This is a genomic window from Rhodopirellula islandica, assembly GCF_001027925.1.
Classification (GTDB): Bacteria; Planctomycetota; Planctomycetia; order Pirellulales; family Pirellulaceae; genus Rhodopirellula; species Rhodopirellula islandica.
Genome location: NZ_LECT01000048.1, coordinates 109,307 through 130,421, shown reverse-complemented (window position 1 = coordinate 130,421; position 21,115 = coordinate 109,307). Strand labels below are relative to the sequence as shown.

Annotated in this window: 7 protein-coding genes; 3 read left to right on the top strand and 4 right to left on the bottom strand. The window is 55.8% G+C overall.

The annotated features are described in order from the left end of the window. Positions 1-228: 228 nt before the first annotated feature. The gene (locus RISK_RS24660) at positions 229-1,494 is read right to left on the bottom strand and encodes an OmpP1/FadL family transporter (protein WP_047816985.1); all 1,266 of its coding nucleotides are present in this window, start codon (positions 1,492-1,494) and stop codon (positions 229-231) included. Between the two features lie 264 nt (positions 1,495-1,758). Beyond that, a complete protein-coding gene (locus tag RISK_RS24655) occupies positions 1,759-3,126 on the bottom strand; it encodes an SAM-dependent methyltransferase (RefSeq protein ID WP_047817049.1) in 1,368 nt (455 codons plus the stop codon). Positions 3,127-3,579: 453 nt separating this feature from the next. Between RISK_RS24655 and RISK_RS24650 the strand changes: the two genes are divergently transcribed. Both RISK_RS24650 and RISK_RS24645 read left to right on the top strand, forming a co-directional pair. Further along, positions 3,580-9,390, top strand: coding sequence for an ATP-binding protein (locus RISK_RS24650; protein ID WP_053061301.1), 5,811 nt, complete (start codon positions 3,580-3,582; stop codon positions 9,388-9,390). A gap of 426 nt (positions 9,391-9,816) precedes the next feature. Further along, a complete protein-coding gene (locus RISK_RS24645) occupies positions 9,817-11,724 on the top strand; it encodes a hypothetical protein (RefSeq protein WP_390173965.1) in 1,908 nt (635 codons plus the stop codon). Here RISK_RS24645 and RISK_RS24640 read toward each other — a convergent pair. Together RISK_RS24640 and RISK_RS24635 are read right to left on the bottom strand one after the other, a co-directional pair. Then, positions 11,709-14,804 carry an FG-GAP-like repeat-containing protein gene (locus tag RISK_RS24640; protein ID WP_053061295.1) on the bottom strand — a complete coding sequence of 1,032 codons (3,096 nt, stop codon included), beginning with the start codon at positions 14,802-14,804 and terminating at the stop codon, positions 11,709-11,711. The genes RISK_RS24645 and RISK_RS24640 overlap by 16 nt on opposite strands. Continuing rightward, on the bottom strand, positions 14,794-17,844 hold the full coding sequence (locus RISK_RS24635) for an FG-GAP-like repeat-containing protein (protein ID WP_047816983.1): 3,051 nt from the start codon (positions 17,842-17,844) through the stop codon (positions 14,794-14,796). Before RISK_RS24635 ends, RISK_RS24640 begins: the two co-directional genes overlap by 11 nt. Before the next feature lie 460 nt (positions 17,845-18,304). Here RISK_RS24635 and RISK_RS24630 point away from each other — a divergent pair, with 460 nt between their 5' ends. Further along, a complete protein-coding gene (locus RISK_RS24630) occupies positions 18,305-21,034 on the top strand; it encodes an FG-GAP-like repeat-containing protein (RefSeq protein WP_236696665.1) in 2,730 nt (909 codons plus the stop codon). Positions 21,035-21,115 lie beyond the last annotated feature (81 nt).

Genomic DNA, 21,115 nt, shown 5'->3' with positions numbered 1-21,115 from the left:
TTTTCTCTGGTTGTGAGCGTTCATGTGTCAGCTTGCCACACCCCGAACGGGACAGGTGAACCCGTCTGCAGACTGCGTTGAAACGCAGTTGAGGTTGCGGTTGGGTGGCTCTTGCGATGAGTCGGTCGCTCTTGATCAGCAATCCACTTCGCGCCCATCTGAACAATGAGTCGTGCAGGTCTCATCAGGGCGAGAATGCGATCTGGCACAAGCGCCGTTTCGAGATCGCTACTGCTGCATGACGATGCCGAAGCTAAGAAAGTCAGCCGACATTCGGTTGGTGACCGAAGACCCAGGGACCGCGCCAATCCCAGGCAGTATGACTGCTCCCGTTCGTGTGTTCTCCATGTAGTGAGACCAACCGACGTTCACCGCCACCTTTTGATTGAGTTTGTACGAACCACCCATGCTGAGCATGTGTTCGTAGATCAGTGGGGAAGCCAGGTTGAAGAACGATTCGCTTTCACGAATTGGGTTTTGGTTGTAGGTGTATCCCGCCCGCAGAAACACTCGGTCCCCGATGCTGCGTTGGGCACCCAAGGCAAGAGCAAAGACGCTGCTCCAATCCAACCCCGCAAGTTTTCCAGTTGCATCGTAGGATGCTTCGTCACCAAAGCCATCGGCATTGGCATAGTCGAGGTAACGGATGTCGGCGGCAAAGAGCCATTGGTCGAATCCGGTGTATCCGGTTCCCAGTGAGATGACCGATGGAAGATCGATGTCAGTAGTCAAGGTTCTTGGCAAACCGTTCTCGTCGGCACCCGTGAATTCGAACGTTTCCATCCACGCTTTGCTTTTGTAGGACGCTCCGAGCTGCCAGTTGGGGCTCATCAGGAAGTAGGATCCGATTTGAAAACCACCGCCCCAGTGATAACTCGTTGATCGCCCAGAAGAGTAGGTGTTGTCGCCGTTGACGGAGTCAAAGACGAACGGTTCGATTCCGACTTGGCCTGTCGTGATCAGCGGGCCGGCCGCGACGGACAGTCGCTCGGTCATCGCCATCGAGAGCACAGGCGCGATCTGCAAAAAGGAAGCTTCGGAAGTGATCTGTCCCAATCCCGTCGGCTGCGGTGCCAACACGGGATTGGTGGGGTCGGCTGGCAGATTGGTTTTGAAACCTGCGACGGAGTTGACTCCCAGTCCAAAGGTGAAGCGGGGATCTTCCAGCCGATGTGTCCAGGCGAAGTTGGGGACCGGAAAGGATCCGGGTTCCGCATCGGTCGTACCTGTCGTTGCACCGACAGTCGAGGTGACTTGGTGATCGGTGAACAAAAGGTCGACTCCGACCTCCAGTTCGCTGTGTTCCATCCCACTGATAGAAGCAGGGTTCCAGTACATCGCGCTCAATGCGCTGATCGGAGCCGCCGTGGACGCTCCCCCCATGCTGCGGTTGACCGGCCCAGCAGCCGAAATGTAAGCACCCTGTGAAAAGGCGTCGCTCGCCCAACTGAGCGACAGAAATATAACCGCGAACGGAAGAACTCTCTTGAACATCCAATTTGCCCCAACGATGGATTCGTCTTGTGCTCACCGGCAGAATCACCGGCAACTTCGGACTAATCGGCGTAATCGTTGCGGCTTACGTGAGGAATCTGGTCGGGACGTCACAGTTTCACACCGTGCTCAAAATGCACCCGTCGAGATCTTGGTTTCGGTGACACTTCGAAGCAGGCGTTGAGATCGCGTAGCAGGCAAGAGCAACCGCGCCGAAGCCGATGAACTCAGGTTAAGTATCGAAAGAACGTGTCTGCGATCCGACTACTTGAAGCCAACCGCAAATTGATAGGTTGCCAAGACTGGGTCGTCCGAGCGTAAGAACTCACCCACGGTAGTGGACTTGGTTTGCGGCAAGCCGCAGGTCAAGAAGAAGTCGGTCGGTGAGTTGCTGCCGAAAATGAAACGTTCGCCCAGCTCTTCCATTCCGTCCGTGAACTTCTTGATATCGGGGGAGGGAACGGTTCCTTCGACCACGTTCTCGCGAACCAGATCGCACCACACGAGACTGCCGGGATGTTGAAGGAGGGTGGCGATGTCACGGAGAATTTGCTGGTTCTCATCTTTCGTGAAGTACATCGAACAGCCTTCGAAGACGACGGCAGTCGGACGTGTCGGGTCGAATTCAGCGTTCTTGGAGAGGAGTTCCGAGATTTGATCGACTTTGAAATCCGCCGCCATGCAATGCCGTTTGATGTCGCCATCGGATTTCATTTCGGAGGTCACGCGATTGCGCTCTTCGAGCATTTCTGGCAGATCCAATTCAAAGAAGGTTGGATCTCCCAGTTCCTTGCTCAGTCGGAAGGGACGCATGTCCAAGCCAACGCCGAGAATAATGACCTGCTCCAGTCCGTCCACGCTGCGAAGGGTTTCGTCGATGTGTCGGGTCCGAGCCAACACCATGTCTTTGAGTTGTGGCAAGACTCCGTTGAGGCGATTGGCCAGCAATTCACCATGGGGACCGGCTGCCTGACGTTCGTGACTTTGATCGACACGAATGTTCTTGCTTTCCGATGAAGCACGCAGTCCTGCGATCATTCGGGCGGACGCTTTGAGCTTCTGTTTAAAGATCGGAGAGATGCGTGGGTTGGTCTTCGTTGGTTTGAGCTGAATGGATGGTTGTGCGAAGTACCGCATCTCGGCCTCCGCAACAAGTTCGCCGTTGGAGGTGAACACAACCGGCAATGTCACCAAAATGCGTTTGCCGCCGAAGTACCGTTGCTGGACCGTGCGGGCAATGTTGGCTGGAATGTCGCAGGTCGCGGTCAGGTGGCCAGTGCTGGGGTTGCGATACTTGACGTCCATGGCTGCCAACCACAGCGAAGCAGACTCCTCGTCGGTGCATCGGTGAATCCCCGCCAGGGGGACGCCGCGCAACAGCGTCGTCAAAGCGAGCCCACCGGTGTAGTCCGCGGACAACGAGATCAATGCGGCTTGGTGGGTTCCATGTTGATTGGTGGAAGCCTTTGTGAGCGGAAGAACGGATTCGCAAGAACCCTCCCCTACGGAGGTGACCTTCCACTGAACAGCTTTGAGAACTGGGATGGCATTGTGCAAGAGCTCCGTCATCAATTGCGGGTTCACGCGTTGGGCGTAGTCTTCTTCCCAGCTGACAACTGGTTTTCCATCCACTGATGTAAGCATGTTCTCTCCAAGAGCCGTGCAAGAAAAGCAAGAACGCGTGTTCACCCAAGAACACTGGATCCAAAACGCTTCGATTGAATCGGGAACTTTACCAAACGTTCTTTAAGGTTGGCTCGCGCCAAGGTGTGACGCAACACGATGGTTATACCAATGGTATGGACACTATTGAGAGTTTCCTGAAAGTCAACTGAAATATTCTGCTCATTTTGTCTGGTCGATGAGAGTGGCGCCAATCTGCGCGGTACTGTTACGAGGGCAATTTCTAAGCATTGCGCAAGCGCGGTGGATTGCTCTAAGAGGCGACGGTGACCAAGGCCCCGATGTCATGTTCGCTTCTTCGCAGTGACGCTTTCACGAAATCTTATCGAGGCAAATGTGGGTTCTGTACCAACCAGGGAAAACGAGTCAACGACCAGCGTGCGCTACAACGTCCAAAAGAAGTTGTCCAACGCATCGGTTGTCGCATGCTTCTCGGCGATTGATGCCACAACGGGTGGAAAGGTCATCCTCCGCGAAGTTCCTAAGTTGTTCTTTCAAGAGCGTGGCTTTCATCGATTCAAAACGGAATCGCGATTGACATCGGGGATTCACTGCGAAACTTACTCCCGGCCAATCGACTTCATGGTGGGCGAGACTCATCTTCGGGTGGTCTATCCTTTCGTCGAAGGGACCTCGCTGGCGAGACGTTTTCGAAAGCGTCCGTTGACGGCCACGGAGGCCATGCTGTTGGCCCAAGATCTGTTCGAAGCACTCGAGCAAATTCATCGGATTGGGTGTATCCACCGAGACATTCGGCCGTCCAACATCATTGTCCGCGAGGATGGGCGGTCGGTGCTTTGCGGCTATGTGCCCCTGTGGTGCCCGGAGTTGTTCGGCAAGGATGATTTGTTGGCTCGCGAGTGCGCGACCTACACCTCACCCGAATTGTCCGGGATCATCGATCATGACATCAGTGAAACCTCGGACCTCTATTCCGTTGGGCATGTGCTGTACGCCGCCCTGACGGGGACTCCTGCGTTTTCAGGGGATGTCAGCGAAATCTTATACCGGCACATGACCGCGGATCCAGAAAGCGGGAACTACCCCGATGAAACACCGTCGGTCGTGATCACTTTGGTCGACAAACTGATCTGCAAAGAGCCTCGCGACCGCTATCAGAGCGCAGCGGCGGTTCTCCATGATGTCAAAGCGATCTCTCATCAATTGATGACGGGTGGTTCCGCGGAAGACTTTGTGATTGGCAGCGCTGACAAACGCACCGTCCTGATCGATCCCGCTTTTGTCGGGCGTGATGAACATGTCAGAACGCTTGAGAAGTCCTTGGACAATGTGATCGACGGGCGGTCCGATCGAGTGCTGCTGCGCAGCGAGTCGGGGATGGGGAAGACACGATTGTTGAACGAAGTTTCGCGACTGGCATCACGGAAGCGATTCTTGGTTCTTCGAGGGCGTTCGCTACCGGATGCGAACCAGCAGCCATCGGCGATTTGGCTGCAGGCGATGGATCAACTGATCAAGCATCTGATCAATGATCCAGAAATGTTGAAGTGCACACGCGATCGGATGGAGCCGTATCGACAAGAAGTCACCACGGCACTGCCGGCGCTTGCCAAGGCGTTCGGATGGAGCAACGCGAAGCTTTCTGGTCCTGAAGAGTTCGGGCAAGGCCGAATCGTTTCTGCTTTCCGCACCCTGTTCACGGAACTGGGGACGCCGGAAACAAGTGTGATGATCACGCTGGACGATTGCCAATGGATGGACGATCAATCGTTTCGAATTCTCCAAGCGATCTGCGAGCATCCGGCGCGGCATCTGTTTCTGTTTGCCGTGACACGCCCGGACGAAGGTTTGAGTTCACGTTTGAATGATGTGAGCTTCCCAGTCAAGCTTTCGCTGGGGCCTTTGTCGGATCAAGCGGTTCAACAACTGGCTGAATCGATGGCGGGGCAGTTGCCACAGGCTGCGATTGATGTGGTGCAGCGATTTGCTGGCGGCAGTCCCTTCATGGCATCTGCCATCGTACGTGGGTTGGTCGAATCAAGTGCGCTGCGTCCGGTCGACAAAAGTTGGGGCATCGATCAGGCGAAGCTGGTCAGCTTTCAGGCGGCCGACGATGCCAGCGAAATCTTGGTGGACCGTCTGACACGGCTGCCCAATGAAACACGCGAGTTGCTGACCGCAGCCGCGGTGATCGGTCGCGACTTCAATCTTGAAGTCGCCGCTGAGTTGGTTGGCATTCGGCTTGCCGACGCGCACCAAGCCATCCATCCAGCGCGGGTTCAACGTTTGGTATGGAGTCGTCCCGATCGGATCTTGGCATTTGTGCATGACAAAATTCGGGAATCCATTTTGGAGGAGTTGTCGAACGATCGGATTCGGTCGATGCACGGTCAAATCGGACAGTACTACGTCGAGCATGAGCCGCTTGAGTTCTTCAAGTTGGCCTATCACTTTGACGCAGCGGAAATGCACGAACAAGCATTGCCGTTTGCGTTGCGGGCGGCCGAGATTGCGAGGAACAGCTTTTCATTGGTGAGCGCAGAGGAGCAACTGCGAATTGCCGTGCGGGCAATTTCGCATGCGGACCGTGCGAAGACTCATCTCATTCAGATGATGATGAGCGACGTGCTGATATTGCAAGGCGAATATGACAAGGCCGAAACGTGGCTCGATCAAGCCAGTGAAAGTGCAGAAACAGACACGCACCATGCCCGGATCTCGTTGAAACGCGGCGAGTTGCATTTTAAACGTGGCAGCAAAAACTTGGCGGTGGAGTGCTTTGAAGCTTCGTTGAGGCAGCTTCGGCAACCGGTCTGCAACAATCGATTGGCGCTGATGGCTCGCATCGCGCTGGAGGGTGCCCGGCAGGTGCGAAATTCATTGTTCCCTTGTTTTCTTGGGCGACGTGGCGGGCAGCCTACTGAAGAGGAACAGATGTCGCTGTCATTGTACAGCCAAATTGCGCATGCCTATTGGTACACCCGCGACAAGTACTACACGCTGTGGGCTCACTTGCGGTCGATGAATGCGGCGGAGCGTTTTCAGCCCACTCGCTTTCTGGCCCAGTCCTATTCCGAGCATGCTCCGGTGATGACGTTGCTGCGCTGGGAGAATCGTGGCGTGGAGTACGCTGGCCGGTCCTTGGAGATTCGGAAGGCGTTCAGCGATGTGTGGGGCCAGGGGCAAACGCGGAACTTCCTGAGCATTCTGTTGTTGTCTTTTTCACGCTACGAGGCATGCGTGGATCAAGCCGGGCAAGCGGTGAAGATGCTCGAACGCACCGGTGACTACTGGGAAGTGCACATCGCTCGTTACCAGTTGGCGGCGGCGTTGTATCGATTGGGCAGACACAAGGAAGCGTTGGAACAGTCTCGCATCAACTTCGAATCGGCTTTGAAACGCGGGGACTTTCAAGCAACCGGCAACATCATTGACGTGTGGGCTCGAGCGACCAACGGGGACATTCCCGAGGACGTGATCGAGAACGAACTCGCAAGGGATCTGGCGGATTCTCAACGGATGTGTCAGGTCTTGTTGGCCAAAGGCGTACGGGAGTTCTACCACGACCAATTCGACGAGGCAGTCAAGTCATTTGCCAAAGCGATTTCAGTCGCCAAGGCAACTCGAGTGAAAAATGCGTATGTCAGTCCCGTTTATCCATGGTATTGCACCGCGATGCGCCGGCAGTTTGAAACGACGGTGCCACGCAGTGCGAAGCGCCGCCAACGATTGATACGAGAACTCGGCCACGCGACCAAGACAGCGGTGAAAGTCAGCAAGCAGTTCACCAACGAAATTCCCCATGCTTTCCGTGAGCGAGCGGCCTACTTGGCGCTGACGGGGAAGCTGCGGGCTGCTCAGTCCGCCTTCCAACATAGTTTGCAGGTCGCCGAGCAGCAGGGAGCCATGGTGGCTCATGCCAAAACGTTGATCTTGTTTGCCGATTTCGCGGCGGTGTTCGGTTGGCCGATCGATGCCGATGCGATTGAAAGTGCTCGAGGCACACTGGCGGCATTGGAATGCAGCGACTACGACGTCAACGAAAGCGGATCGCTTTCGTTGGTGAATCGTTTCGATTCCCTGCTTGCGTCGGGACGACGGATCGCAACCAGCGTCCTTCCGGAACAGATCTACCAGGAAGTGCGTCGCGCCGCGACAAAGATCCTCCGCGGTGAACAGGTCTTCTTGGTGATTCGTTCCGACAGCGGCGGCTATCAGACAGTGCCGCCTGAAATGCCCTTTGATGCAGCGATCGTTCAAGAAGTGAACCGCACTCGTCAGACGGTGGTGGTGGAGGTGGAGAACACGGTTGCCAATGGCATCACGAAGTCAAGGCAAGGCACGTTCTTGTGCAGCCCAGTGGATGTCAATGATCAGACCGTGTTCTACCTGTATGTCAGCAACGAGCGATTCTCGAATCTTTACGACGACGATGAAATTCGAATCGCTGACTATCTGACCTCCGCAGCCGGCGCTGCGATGGAAAAGGCCAACAGCTTCCAGCAACTGCAAGATTTGAACTTGAATCTTGAGAGGAAGGTTTTGGAACGAACGGATTCCGTTGTGCGTCATTCGAAAGAGCTCGAGCTGACCGCCCAGCAATTGACTGCAACGAAAGATCAACTTCAGATCGCGAAGACAATCGCGGAACAGGCGAATCAAGCCAAAAGTGAATTTTTGGCACGGATGAGTCACGAGATCCGCACTCCCATCACCGGGATCTTGGGATTCACGGAGTTGTTGTTGCGCGGTGTGGTGACGGATGACGCGGAACGTGAGTCGCACCTGCAAACGATTCATTCCAATGGTCTTCACCTGCTTCATTTGCTGAATGACATCTTGGACATTTCCAAGATCGAGGCCGACAAGATCGAGACGGAACGGGTCCTTTGCAATCCAAGCTGGATGGCCCAAGACGTGATTGCTTCCTTGCGTTCCAAAGCGATTGAGAAGGACATCACGCTGGCGTTTCGTGTGGACAGTGATGTTCCAGAGCAAATCTACAGTGATCCAACGCGACTTCGTCAAATTCTGACCAACTTGACCAGCAACGCGATCAAATTCACCAACGCAGGCGGGGTGACCATCTCGATTGCGTCCGATACGTCGACTTCAGACGGAACCGAGCGAACTCCCACGCAGTTGACGTTGGTGGTCGAAGACACTGGCATTGGAATGACGGACGAGCAAAGCACGGTGATCTTTGAACCATTCAAACAAGCGGATGTTTCGACCACGCGTGAATATGGCGGGACCGGATTGGGATTGTCGATCAGCAAGCGTTTGACCGAAGCATTGAACGGGACATTGAATGTCTCAAGTGCGAAGAACGTTGGCACCCAGATGATCCTCGAATTTGAAATCGAATGTCCACCGGGTGTCCGTGTGCTGGGGCCGAAAGAGGTGGTGGCACCGAGCAACGGCGTCCAAGAGAACCTATTTGACGAGGTGGATTTGAGTGGCGTCCAGATTTTGGTCGTCGACGATTGTGAAACGAATCGCCGGTTGTTGTCCTTGTTTCTGCAGGACGCTGGAGCAGAGGTTCTCACCCGTACCAATGGCAAGGAAGCGGTCGATGCACTGACGAGTCAACCAGAGATGGTCGACATTGTGCTGATGGACATGCAAATGCCGGTGATGGATGGCTACACGGCAACAACAACTTTGCGTGAATCGGGGGTGCAGCAGCCAATCATTGCATTGACGGCCAACGCCATGACCGGGGATGAGATTCGTTGTCGTGAAGCTGGGTGCACGGAGTACCAAACCAAGCCGCTCGATCTCAATTCACTCCTTCAGAGCGTTGCAAGAAACACGATCGGGCAGGATCGTGTGTCAACCGACGAGGACTTGGTGGTTGCGGACGCATCGAGCGTTGACGACGAAGTCAGTGACTTGGTTGCTGAGGAAGTGGCGGTGACCGCTGAGAAGGTGGTTTCACAACCAAACAAAATCTTCAACTACGATTGGTTGCACACGTTTGCCTGTGATTTGATCGATCAGGTTGATCAGACGATGCCCAGTATCATCAACGCCTACGATCGGGGCGACCTCGAACAAGTTGGCAAGCATTTGCATCAGATCCGAGGTTCCGGTGGAACAGTCGGACTGGGCCAACTGTCAGAGATTGCCATCAAGGGTGAAGCGGCGATCGAAGTGGCGGAATGGCAGCAACTTCGCACGACCTTGTCTGAGTTGCAAGAATTCGTCGACGCAGCGATGGTCGAAAAGCAAGCCTCGCCGGCGTCTTGAACCGGAGACGTTCGTGCTCGCACTGCCAGGAAGGCGTGGCAGGCACTCGCTATTCAGGACCTCTCCCTTTGGAGTAGATTGACGTTCTGATTGCATTCGCCGAGGGATGGACCGCGAACAGTGCTCGGTTCGACCAGCGAGTCATTCTCTTTCGTTGCATCCGTTTGGGTGAGGTGATGGAATGCATGTTGAAAGCTGAAACCTCGTTGATTGTCGCAGGCGGAGTTACGAATGAAACGGAACGAGAGGCAGGCGTCGAGGATGGAAGATCGGTCGTCCAGGCGAGCGACGATCGCTGAGGATCCGGAGGCTGACAAACGGTCCTTTCGTGGTTGGGGCCCCCGTCTTGGTTGGCCCTTTTTAGCCGTTTTGTTGTCGGCCAATTTGTTGGGATGCACTCGTTCGCCGGTGTCTTCCGACACGGCGATGGAGGGTGATGAGGCAACAGGAATTCAATCCCGCCTGGAATCCCAAGCGATCGGTCCAGTCGGCAAAAACGATCGGAACAGCGCGCCCTTGGAACCCGAGGTCACGCTGACGACGTCTCAGTTGCGTCCCGTCGCTGATCTCCAAGCGGGGTTCGTTGCTTCCGAAACTTGTCTGCAGTGCCACGCTGAGGAGCACCAATCCTGGGACGCATCGTTTCACCGGACAATGACACAAATCATCCGCGAGGAAACGGCTCCTGAATCCATTGTCAACAAACAGGTGGTCGTCAACGGAAAGCGTTACGCCTTCGAGAGACACGAGGACGCATTTTTCGTCACTTATGCCGATCCGTTCCGGGGAGGAATGGTGTTGCGTCGGGAACTGCTGATGATGACCGGATCGCATCACATGCATGTCTTTTGGCACGCGTCCGACCATTTGGGAACCCCAGCCCAACTCGACATTGTCTATCTGATAGAGGAAGAACGCTGGATTCCTCGCGATTCCAGTTTTCTGCAACCTCCAGACCATCACGCTGGGCTGGAATTGGGCACGTGGAATCGGACGTGCAGTCGATGTCATTCGACGCATCCTCGTGAGCGTTCGAATGAGCAGACACTGGAATGGGACACTCGCGTGGCAGAATTCGGCATCGCCTGCGAAGCGTGCCATGGGGAAGGAAAGGGGCATGTCCTTCGCCACTCCAACCGCGAAGACGAAGACTCGGAGGAGAGTTTGACGACGGAAGCCGTCACGGATCTGGTGGTGAATCCAGCGAAGCTTTCCAAGCGGCGATCCGCGGATGTTTGCGGCCAATGTCACAGTGTGTTTCTGCCCGATTACGACGTCGTGAGTTTGCAGGAGTATGAGCAGACGGGGAACCCGTTTCGCCCAGGCGATCGACTCGATGAAATCGGATTTTCGAGGGTCGTCCGTGCAACCGACGAACATCGCGACTCAGAGACGTTTCAACGCTGGTCAGAGATGGAAGATGTGGGCGGTGCGTTTTGGTCGGATGGCATGCCTCGCATCGCCGGGCGTGAATACAACGGATTGATCGAGTCGGCTTGTTTCCAACAGGGTGAAATGACGTGTTTGTCTTGCCATCAAATGCACCCGCCAGAAGTCCCAGGGACGGATCGAGAAACCCAATTGGCAAGTTGGCGGAACGATCAACTTGGTCAGGGGATGGCCGGGGACGATGCTTGTTTGCAGTGCCATGCGGAGATGGGAGAGCAAATCGAAATGCACACCCATCACGCGGTTGATTCCCATGGCAGTCGATGCATGAATTGCCACATGCCTCACACCACGTATGGGTTGTTGAAAACCATTCGCAGCCATCAGATTTCAAGCCCTTCGATCGAACAAAGCCGTGTCAGTGACCGGGCCAATGCCTGTTCGTTGTGTCACCTTGATCGAGGTTTCCATTGGGTCGCCAATCACTTGCACGATTGGTACGGCCAGCCTCTTCCGGATCGGGAGGCACCGGGAAACGAGGTTGATCTCTCGACATCGGCGTTGCATTTGTTGAGTGGTGATGCTGCTCAACGTGCTGTCCAAGTGGCCGCGATGGGTTGGGCTCCCGCCCAGGAGGCTTCGGGAACAGAGTGGATGGAACCGTATTTGTTGTTGGCCTTGAATGACCCTTACGATGCCATTCGGATTGTGGCGGAGAAGTCTCTACGCACACTTCCCAACCGAGTTTCCAAACCGATGGACGCGATGGCTCCTGCTGGTCAGCGGATGCACGCGTTCAATGCGGCGATTGAAGCGATCGACAAGTCGCTTCAGATGGAGCCCAAACCAGAGGTCTTGGTCGATGAGGAGGGGCGTTTTGACTTCTTGCGAGCGAGAGAGTTTCTAGAACGAAGAAACCATCAGCCGATTCACTTGCGAGAATGACTCAGGCGTATCCAAGGCTTTTCGGAGTCACCTTCGGTGACAACGTATCGATAGTTGGGTGGAAGGTTGGTGAGAGTTTGTTTGGATCCCGATGGCCACTGGATCGCGACTTGGCAGGGTTGCTCGGAGTCGCCGAGTGCAAAGTCCAACACGGCTTCATTGTTCGCCAAGAATCCGCCGTTGACCTGCCAGTTGGTCCAGCGTTGGGATCCTGATTGAATCTCCACCGTGGCTCCAACGGCGTCTCGTTCGCTATGTGTTCCAATCAATTCGAGCTGCAGCCAGGCTCGAGGGGCGGATTCGTTCTGCAAAAGCGTGGCTGGTTGGTCGAGATGATTGGCAAAGACGTCCGGCAGACCGTCTCGATTCCAGTCCAGCACCGCAAGCGTTCGGCCTAGTGTCGGTTGGCTCCAGAACTCATCACGCTGCCCAGCGTCAGCGTCGGTTGAATCGGAGACGAATTCGAAATGGTTGTCGTGACCTTGGAACAACTGAGGCAGCATTCGAAACGGCACGCCTCGATGCCGATGGTCGACAATGTGTCCATTGAGAACCATCAGGTCCGCTCGCCCGTCGCGGTCAAAGTCGGCGGCTTGGGTGCCCCATCCCACCGTTGGTTTGCTGCGTTCATGAATTTGCCAGTGGCGGCTGGAATGTCGGAACGTCTTGCCCTCTTCTTGAAGGTAGAGATCGGCTTCTTGATCCCAGTAGTTGGTCACGTGAAGGTCGGGCAGACCGTTGCGATCAAAATCCGCGAACGCCAGCCCCATTGATCCATGTCGTCCTCCCAGTTGGCTGCTCGCGATTCCAGAGAGAGAGGCTGTCTCCTCCGCGAGCCAAGTTGCTTGATTGGTTGGTGGCAGTTGGGAATCGGCGAGGAGGGAACCGTCAGTCACACTGGCGGATGCTCGCCGGCCACGATTTTGCCAGAAGTGGTTCGCATCGCCATCGTTCGCAATGTAGACGTCATTGCCCAGCTGGCCATTGAGATTGCCGAGCAGGACTGCGAAACCATGGCCTGCATTCGGAGAGGATCCTTCGGACCGCAAAAAGGATTGAAAGGCACCCCGTGCATCGAGCGTTAGCCAACGGTCAACGGCAGGTTGGAAACGACTGGGGCCGCAGGCGTCGTTGTCTGGAACGCAGGGGATTTCGAATGCGCTGGGATCGTCGATGTAGTTGACTTCGATGATCTCCGGCAAGTGATCTCCGTTGAGGTCACCGCAAGCGATTGAGGTGGTCCATTTGCCATCGCCTTCCCCCGGGAGTTCGGCCCGAGAGAAGGTTCCGTCACCGTTGTTTTTGAGAGCAACGTTGACGCCGATGTTGGCAACCAAAAGATCTGGGAAGCCATCTTGGTTGATGTCTGCGACGGCGATTCCCTGTCCGTACCCTCGGTCGTCGGTTTGTGAATCCAACGTGACGTCTTGAACAGAGTTCGCAGAGAGGTTGCGAAACAGTTGATTGGGGGTGGGGGATTGCGAGTCAAGGGCGTCGACGCCAGCTTGAGAGCAGTAGAGATCAACCCAGCCGTCACGGTCAAAATCCAGGACGCCCAATCCACCGCCTGTTTGTTGATGCAGATAAAACTTTTCGTCGGTCTGATCATCCCCGTTGTCGTACTGGAAACGGAGGTTCAGCAATGGGGCTACGTTGCGAAACCGAATGGGGGCGGGGACGGAGTTGAGTTGGGAGGAACCCTGAGGCTGGGATGAATGATCGCGGTCGAGCGTGGCTGAATCGAGTGCTGCCGGCAGCGGCCATTGGGATAGATTCTCGCGTGACCAGGGAACCGATGGAGCAAGTTGCAGAGCGGGGTTTGAGGCTTCTAGCTCCACCAGTTGCTTGCGTTTCTGGCTCAACGCGGTCTGATCGAGTGGTTGACTTCCCGTCATGGCAACCGCAATGCGTTCCCACGCAAGTGATTCCCACGGGCGTCCGAGTTCCGACAGCAGATCTGCCATTTCGCGATACTCGGCTGGGGTTCCCGACGCCAAACCAAAGATCTTCGCCAGTTCGGCGGTCCGTTCGAGCAGTTCGAATTGCCGCATGGCTTGCCCGGCCTCCTCGTTGAGACCGACTTGTCGCAACGCCCGAGCAACGAGAACAAGAGAGTTGCGGTCCGTTGGGTCGCGTTGAATGGCCTCCCCCAAACAGCGAATTGCCACCTCGTGATCGTTGCGGTGAGAAGCGAGTTTTCCTAAGGCGTGCCAGTACTCCGGTTCTTCCTGAATGTTCGAGGGAAGCGAGTGACGCCACGCTTGGAGTGACTCGAAATCCTGCAGATCCGCTAGCACGCGGCCTTGGAAGGCGGCGATTGCCGTCGATTCCGGGTATTTCTGACGGAGATCACTGAGCAGTTCATTGGACTCGCTCAATTTGGCTTCGTCGTGTTGTCGACGTGCCAGCGACAACGAAGCCAGGCTCAGTTTTGAAAAGTCGGGGGCCGAAAGCGATTCGTCAATGAACGCTTCTCCCCGAGTGATCACTGAGAAAAGGTCTCGTTCACTGGCCTTGCCTTTGCGGATCAATGGTTGCAAAACACGACATGCCACGACGCGTTGCCCCGTCTGATTGAGGACTTCGGCCAACCGATGGCGGACGCGATCCTGATCGGTGGTCGTTTCCGTCGCATTGTTCAAGAGGTCGATGGCCGGTTCATAGGCGTTGGCCTGCAAGTACCAATCGACGGCCTTCAGTTTTGCCGCAGAAGATCGCTCGGGGTTGCTGTAGGGGATGGACGCAAGCAAGTCAGCGGCGGCGACGGGACTGCCGGATCTGTGTTGCACCTCGGCCATCAAACGCATGACATCCGTCCGGTCGGGATGGCTCATCAAGATTGGTTCGAGCATTGCTTCGGCACGCTCAACTGAGCCCAGTTTCAGTTCTTGCTTTGCCAATACGATTTGTTCGTCCACGTCCTGTTTGGAAGTGGCTTGGTTGGTTTCGTTGTGCTGCTGTTGCTTGCGCAGCTTTTCGAAATCGGATGGTTCAGCGGAGCACCCAACGATCCACCCCAGCCAAGAGAGCGTGAGCAGCATTGTGCCAACATTCAAACGTTTCGTTGAATCACCGAACATGCTTTTTCGTTGGAATCGGTTTTTCGATTCCCTCCACCAAGAGGTAGTCTTGCCCAGCGTCTAAACCTCGGAACAACTGGCTGAGTCCCGACGGCCAGTGAACCTGGATGTCGCTGGATGTGTTGCCGCTAGGAATTGGCAGGTTCAGCTTGCGTTCCTGGCTGCTCATGTAGCCATCACCGGCAGTCAGCTGAAGTGTGCGTTGATCGTTGGGGTTTCGAACTTCCACGGTGGTGCCGATTGCATCGCGGTGTCCGGTCGTTGCTTTGAATTCCAAGCCGGTGGACTCGCAGGCAGGCATGGACTCATTGATGAGCAAGGCAACGGGTTCGTAGAGGTGTGTGATGAGCGCGTCCGTTCGGCCATCGTTGTTCGCATCCAGAGTGACCAATGCGCGTCCAAGATGCGATTGCTCAAAGTAGGACCCGAGGGAGTCATTGGGAATCTCTTCCCAACGGCCTGACCCCAAACGTGTGAACAGTTGAGGTGGCATTTGATACCCGATGTCGGTGCGTCCGGTGTCGCTGACATGCCCATTGGTGATCAGCAGTTCGGTTGCACCATCCAGGTTGAAGTCGGTCCACGTGGCGCCGAAACCGAGTTGATCCAGCGAGGGTTCGTAGAGTCCCACCGCATGAGTCCGGTCTTCCCAAAGACCAGGGGCGACTTGTTCGTAGTAAGTGTTGTGTTCTTCTGCGAAGTGGGTGAGAAAAAAATCCAGGTCTCCATCACCGTCGGGGTCACCAACTGCCATTCCCATCGACGCCTGGGAATTGGATTGCCCGCTCATCGCCAATCCCCTCACGGTACCAATGTCGGTCAGCCGTGTTGTCTGCTCAGGCGAGGTTCTCTCGTTCGTGTGGGCGGAATGAGAGGAGGACCAGAGATGATTGACGGACATGTCGTTGGCGATGAAAAGATCGAGTCCTGGGAGTTCGTCGAGCTGTCCAGCAATGATTCCCAACCCACGACCAATGCTGGTCGGTTGCATCCACTGCCGGCTGGCGTTTTGAAAGCCGCCCTTGCCGTCGCCACTCCAGATGTGATCGGGACTGGCTTCGAATTTCAAAGGAGGGCAACTCGAAAGCTTGCCGTTTGCTTCGCTTCGGCATGGGGTTTCGTAGGGGGCCATCCCACCGCAGTAGTTGACTTCGAACAGGTCTGCATTCCCGTCTCCGTTGACATCGGCGATGACAGCGGAGGTGGTCCACTCGCTGCCCACCAATCCCACGTCATCCGTTGCATCGGAGAAGGTTCCATCTCCGTTGTTGCGATACAGGCGGTTGCGACCGACATTCGCGTCAAACAGATCCGGAAATCCATCGTCGTTGAAATCGCCTGATGTGATGCCTTGAGCGAATCCGGTGTCCAGGTATTTGCTTGGGGCAGTTGTGTTCTGAAAGTGCCCCTCCAAATTTCGGAACAGTTGATTGGGCGACGAATTTTTGAGCAGCGGTTTGCCATCGAGATTGGCGAGCGCGACGTCGGGCCAACCATTCAGATCGAAGTCGAGCACGGCGGCGCCGCCTCCCGTGCTTTGATAGATCCAGTGGCCTTCGGATTCTGCTTCGGGGGCCAATGAGACCGTGTGCTTCAACCCCAGCTCAGCGGCTTGTTCGAGAAATTGAAGGGGTGCGACATCGATTTGATTGGCGATTTCGCGAACGCGATTGCTGGATGCGTTCCACGACACGGTTGGCAGATCGCTGACCTGGATGGAATCCGCTACCAAGCTGGATTGGGACTGCCAGGGCGTGTCGGCGCGCAGACGAGATCGGATTGCCAGATGCGCTTGTTCGATGCTCGGAACGGGATCCTGTGTGAGGGATTTGGCAAGCCGGGTCCAGGCCTCGGCTTCCCAAATCCGACCTAAATCGATCATGCGATAGGCAACTTTGAGTGCTGCAAGCTGGGACTGGGAGTTTCGTTCCAGGAACGTTTTGACGGCATCGTTCAAGCCAGCGATGTGATCGAATCGTCGTGCGACTTGCTCGGCTTCTGCTTCCCGGCCGTATTGTCGCAAGCTGGCTTGCAGATCTGCCAGGGAGGGCCCGTGATTGGATTGATGCAGGCGTGCTGCTTCGGTGAATGAGCGGACTGCTGAAGCGTTTTCGCCCGTGAACTTCGCCCACATGCCCGCGGCATTCCAGTATTCCGGAAGAGTTTCCAATCCGGGCGGTTTTGTCTGACTCCATTGAAGCAAATTCGAACGGCTTTCGGCAACATCAGGATTCGCCACCGCAAGTGAAACCAACGCTTGACCCTGCAAGGCCCACGCAGGAAGGAAGTCCGGATGCTGCTGGAGGACGGGGGTGAGTTGTTGCGTGACTGCCAGCCAGTCTTGTTTGGCGGCATCCAATTTTGCGAGTGCGAAATGCGGTCGGAGGTCCTCGGGGGCGCGGCTCAACAGTTTGTGACAGAACTCTGGGTCGGGTTGGACGCGATCGGGATTGGAAAGCACGACCAGGCTCTCTTCGTCGCTCAGGTTGTGCTGGATCAGCCACTGCAGCGGACCAATCGCCTCGCGATTGAGTCCAAGCACGGTGACCAGTCCGGCCAGGTCATACCGTGGACGTTCCAATTCGGGGTACGTGGAGATCATTTGCTTCAAAACCTCCACTGAGTCATAGGCCAGTCCATTGGCCATCAGATGCTTCGCCAATTTGTTCAGCAAAGCATCGCTGGGAACGGCTGTTTGCTCCACTGCATCACGGTACCACTGAATTGACTGAGCAATGTCGCCGGTCCGAGCAGAGACATCACCCGCCAATTCCATCGCCAGCTCATCGGTGGGATTGGCCAGCAAGTGGTCACGAAGAGCTCGCTCAGCGGATCGAAAATCGCCACGACGCACCGACTGAATCGCTTCCTGGTAGTGAGTGTTGGAGGCCTGGGGCGAGTCAACCGAAGCGGCATGGTTCTCGGCTGGCGGGCTGGGTGCGGCCTTGGGCGATGCATCATCTGAGCCGTTGCATCCCGAGAGCAGGCAGCACAAGAGGCAACTGCCCACGGCGTCGATGACGATCCGGGTTCGGGGCACGGGGGGCTCAGGAATGTCCGAGTGGATAGGGTGTGTCAAAGCAATTGCAGAGTTGTTTCGTAACGGCGTCGAGACCGTTTGGGGATGTCATTGAATCGAAAGAAACAGGCATCGAATGAAAACGTCTCTCTGCATTCAGTCCTGCGTCCGAGCCGCGATACCATCTAGGATAACGGATTGCCCGTTAACGACGCGTCGAGTCGCCCTCTCATTCGCAAAGCCAAAATTGATGACGTCTTCTTTGCTTCGATTCGATTGCTACTCGCTCTGCCGAGAATGGTTCGTTCTTGTTTTGTTCGGCGTGAGCTGTGTGAGCGGGTGTGGTCGATCGGGATCCGAACCAGCGGCTTCGACGGACCAGCCGTCCGGATCCACTCCCAGGGAAGTGGCGAAACGAGCTGCGACAACGGATCGCAACGCCGCTCCGATCGTAAAGGATACGGCGAAAGCGTTCGATGAGTTGCTCCGTTCGTCAAAGTTTTCTGAGGCGGAAACGCTGCTCAAGAGTGCGGTGGAGCGGGATTCGGACGATGTCACGTCCCGCCGCCTGCTAGCACAATTGCTGAGTGCCCAAGGGCGTCGGTATGAGGCAAGCCAGCACGTGCGTCAGCTGATCCGAATGCGGGTGATTGAACATCACGAATTGCTCAGTCTCATTGACCTGAGTGGGCCGTTTTCTTTGGTGCACTATGGTGGGATGCCCGGAATGGGGCCCGAAACGATGTTCGGGTTGGGAGATGCCCGCATTGCCTATTTCTCGCCGCGGGCTGAAGCGGACGTCGTCCTGCCCATGCTAATGAAGGTTCGTCGCAGTCATCCCGACCATTCAACGGTCGTGGCGTTGACCGGTCGCGTGCTGGCTGAAAACGCACGATGGGACGAACTCCAAGAATGGATTTCTGAACTGCCGGACGATGTCAAAGAAGTCAAAACGTCGAGGTCAGTCGCTGACGGTGTGGCAGGGATGGATCGACCGATGACATTGCCGGATGAACCTGAATTCTGGTTGGCGATCGGAATTTGGTTGGCACACGGAAATCAGCACGTGAAGGCCGTGGACGCATGGGCGGAAACGCTTCGTCGCGACCCAACCAACCGCGCTGCGCTCCGATTGATCGTCTCGACGACGGAGAAGCAGTTGCCGGAATCTTCGAAATGGCACAAGCAACTTCCACGACTGCGACAGTGGATGGGCGATCTCGACAAGGTTTTTCGGCTCGCTCGGGACGCCGATGCAGAGCAAGCGGAGTGGATCGCAGAGCGAATGCAAAGCTGGTTTCGTCCTTGGGAGTCAGCGGCATGGACGAGACGGGCCGGGCAAATGACGGGCAAGCTTCCCGGTCTGCTTCCGGAGCTTGAGCAACGTAGGCAAGCCTTGTTGGTTTGGGAGGCAAAAGCATCAGAGTCGCAGATCCAGCAGGCGCGACTTCTACGGACCGTGGGATTTGCCCCGGAACCGTTTCGAATGCCAACGTTGAACGACTCCATTGAGATCGCTGGCGCGACCGAGAGATCCTTGCAAACACCGCTGGTCTTCCACGACGTGGCCGCAGAATTGGGGATCAACACGGCTTTCACAAACGGGTATCCAGCCGATGGGAAGGAGTTCTATTTGCATGAAGCCAACGGCGTTGGACTGGCTGCTTTGGACTACGACTTGGACGGTCGCTGTGACACCTACTTCGCTCGAGCTGGGGGCGATCCGAACAAGATGAATTCACGACCGAATCAACTCTATCGCCAGTTGCCCAACGGGCATTTTCAAGAAGTGACCGACGTCTGCCAGGCCGGCGACCGCGGGTATGGACAAGGGATCTGCGTGGGTGACGTGAACCAGGATGGTTTCCCCGACATTCTTGTGGCGAACATCGGACGAAACAGCGTCTATGTCAATCAAGGTGACGGTACCTTTCGGCTCGATCCCAATCGGATCGTCGGCAACGAAAATCGGTGGACATCCAGTTTGGGGCTCGCTGACTTGAATGGCGATGCGTTGCCCGAATTGGTCGAGATCAACTACATCGACGATCCGTCCGCCTTCCAAGTGAAGTGCTCACCTCCATTCGACAACTGCCAACCACAAAGCTATCGCGTTGCCCAAGACTATGCCTATGAAATGCAACCCGATGGGACCTTGATCCCATGGGAAGCAGTGTGCGATGCGATGGCTGCACGTCCAAAGCTTGGGTTTGGACTGATCATTGGAAACTTTGACAGCCGCTGTGGAAACGATTTCTTTGTTTCCAATGACGGTGACCTCAATCACTTTTGGGTCTCGGAGTGTTCCAGTCCCCCCGCCGATGGAGAAGGCTCGGGGGGGAGAGACGGAAAGAGTGTTCAATCAATTGCCGGGATGATTGAGAATGCCGGGTTGGCAGGTTGTGCGGTGGGCCGCAGTGGTATTGGAGAAGCCTGCATGGGGATCGCCGCTGGAGACTTCAACCGAGACGGTCGGTTGGACCTTCATGTGACCAACTTCCATAAGGAGTCTGTGAATCTGTTTGTGCAGACAGCCGGAGGATTCTTCGCCGATGAATCGCTGGCGTATGGGTTGGACACGCCCTCGCGGTCCACCACAGGCTTTGGAACCCAAGCAGCTGACTTCGACAACGATGGCTGGCTGGACCTGGCTGTTTTGAACGGTCACCTGTTTAACAAAAATTCTCAGGGTGTCCCGTTCAAGATGCTGCCGCAGTTATTTCGCGGCGGGGAGCGTGGGTTTGTATCAGAGCACACCCAGATGAGCGGTTCATATTTCGCAGGTGAACAAATTGGACGCACACTCGCGCTATTGGACTACAACGGCGACGGGCGGATGGACCTCTTGGCAAACCATCTTGATCGACCGGTCGCATTGCTGAGGAATGACACCCCTTCGGAAGACTCCGTTCAGCTCGAATTCATTGGAAAACACGGCGAAAAAGCGGCTGTGGGTGCCATCGTTGGGCTGTCCTACAACACCGAAACCGGCGGTCAGAACATGACTGGTTTTGTCCTTTCCGGAGGGGGTTATATGAGCACCGGTCAGGGTTTGATGCACGTTGGCTTGGGCGAATCAACGGGAACTGTCACTCTGAAGATTGCGTGGCCTTCCGGTTTGAAAGAGACAGTCGTAACGCTGCCGGTCAACCAACGGTATCAAATCTTAGAAGGCTCTGGCGTGATCAACGCCACTCGCTATGATAGATAGTGTCGGTGAGGTTGCCTTACCATTCGATTAGCGATCGCTTCCACTCCCGTTCCTCCTTCTTGGCGGGCGGTTTGTCTTGTC

Coding starts and splice junctions, on each gene's coding strand:
- RISK_RS24645 (WP_390173965.1), top strand. CDS start 9,817: ATGGAGGGTGATGAGGCAACAGGAATTCAATCCCGCCTGGAATCCCAA.
- RISK_RS24660 (WP_047816985.1), bottom strand. CDS start 1,494: ATGTTCAAGAGAGTTCTTCCGTTCGCGGTTATATTTCTGTCGCTCAGT.
- RISK_RS24640 (WP_053061295.1), bottom strand. CDS start 14,804: ATGTTCGGTGATTCAACGAAACGTTTGAATGTTGGCACAATGCTGCTC.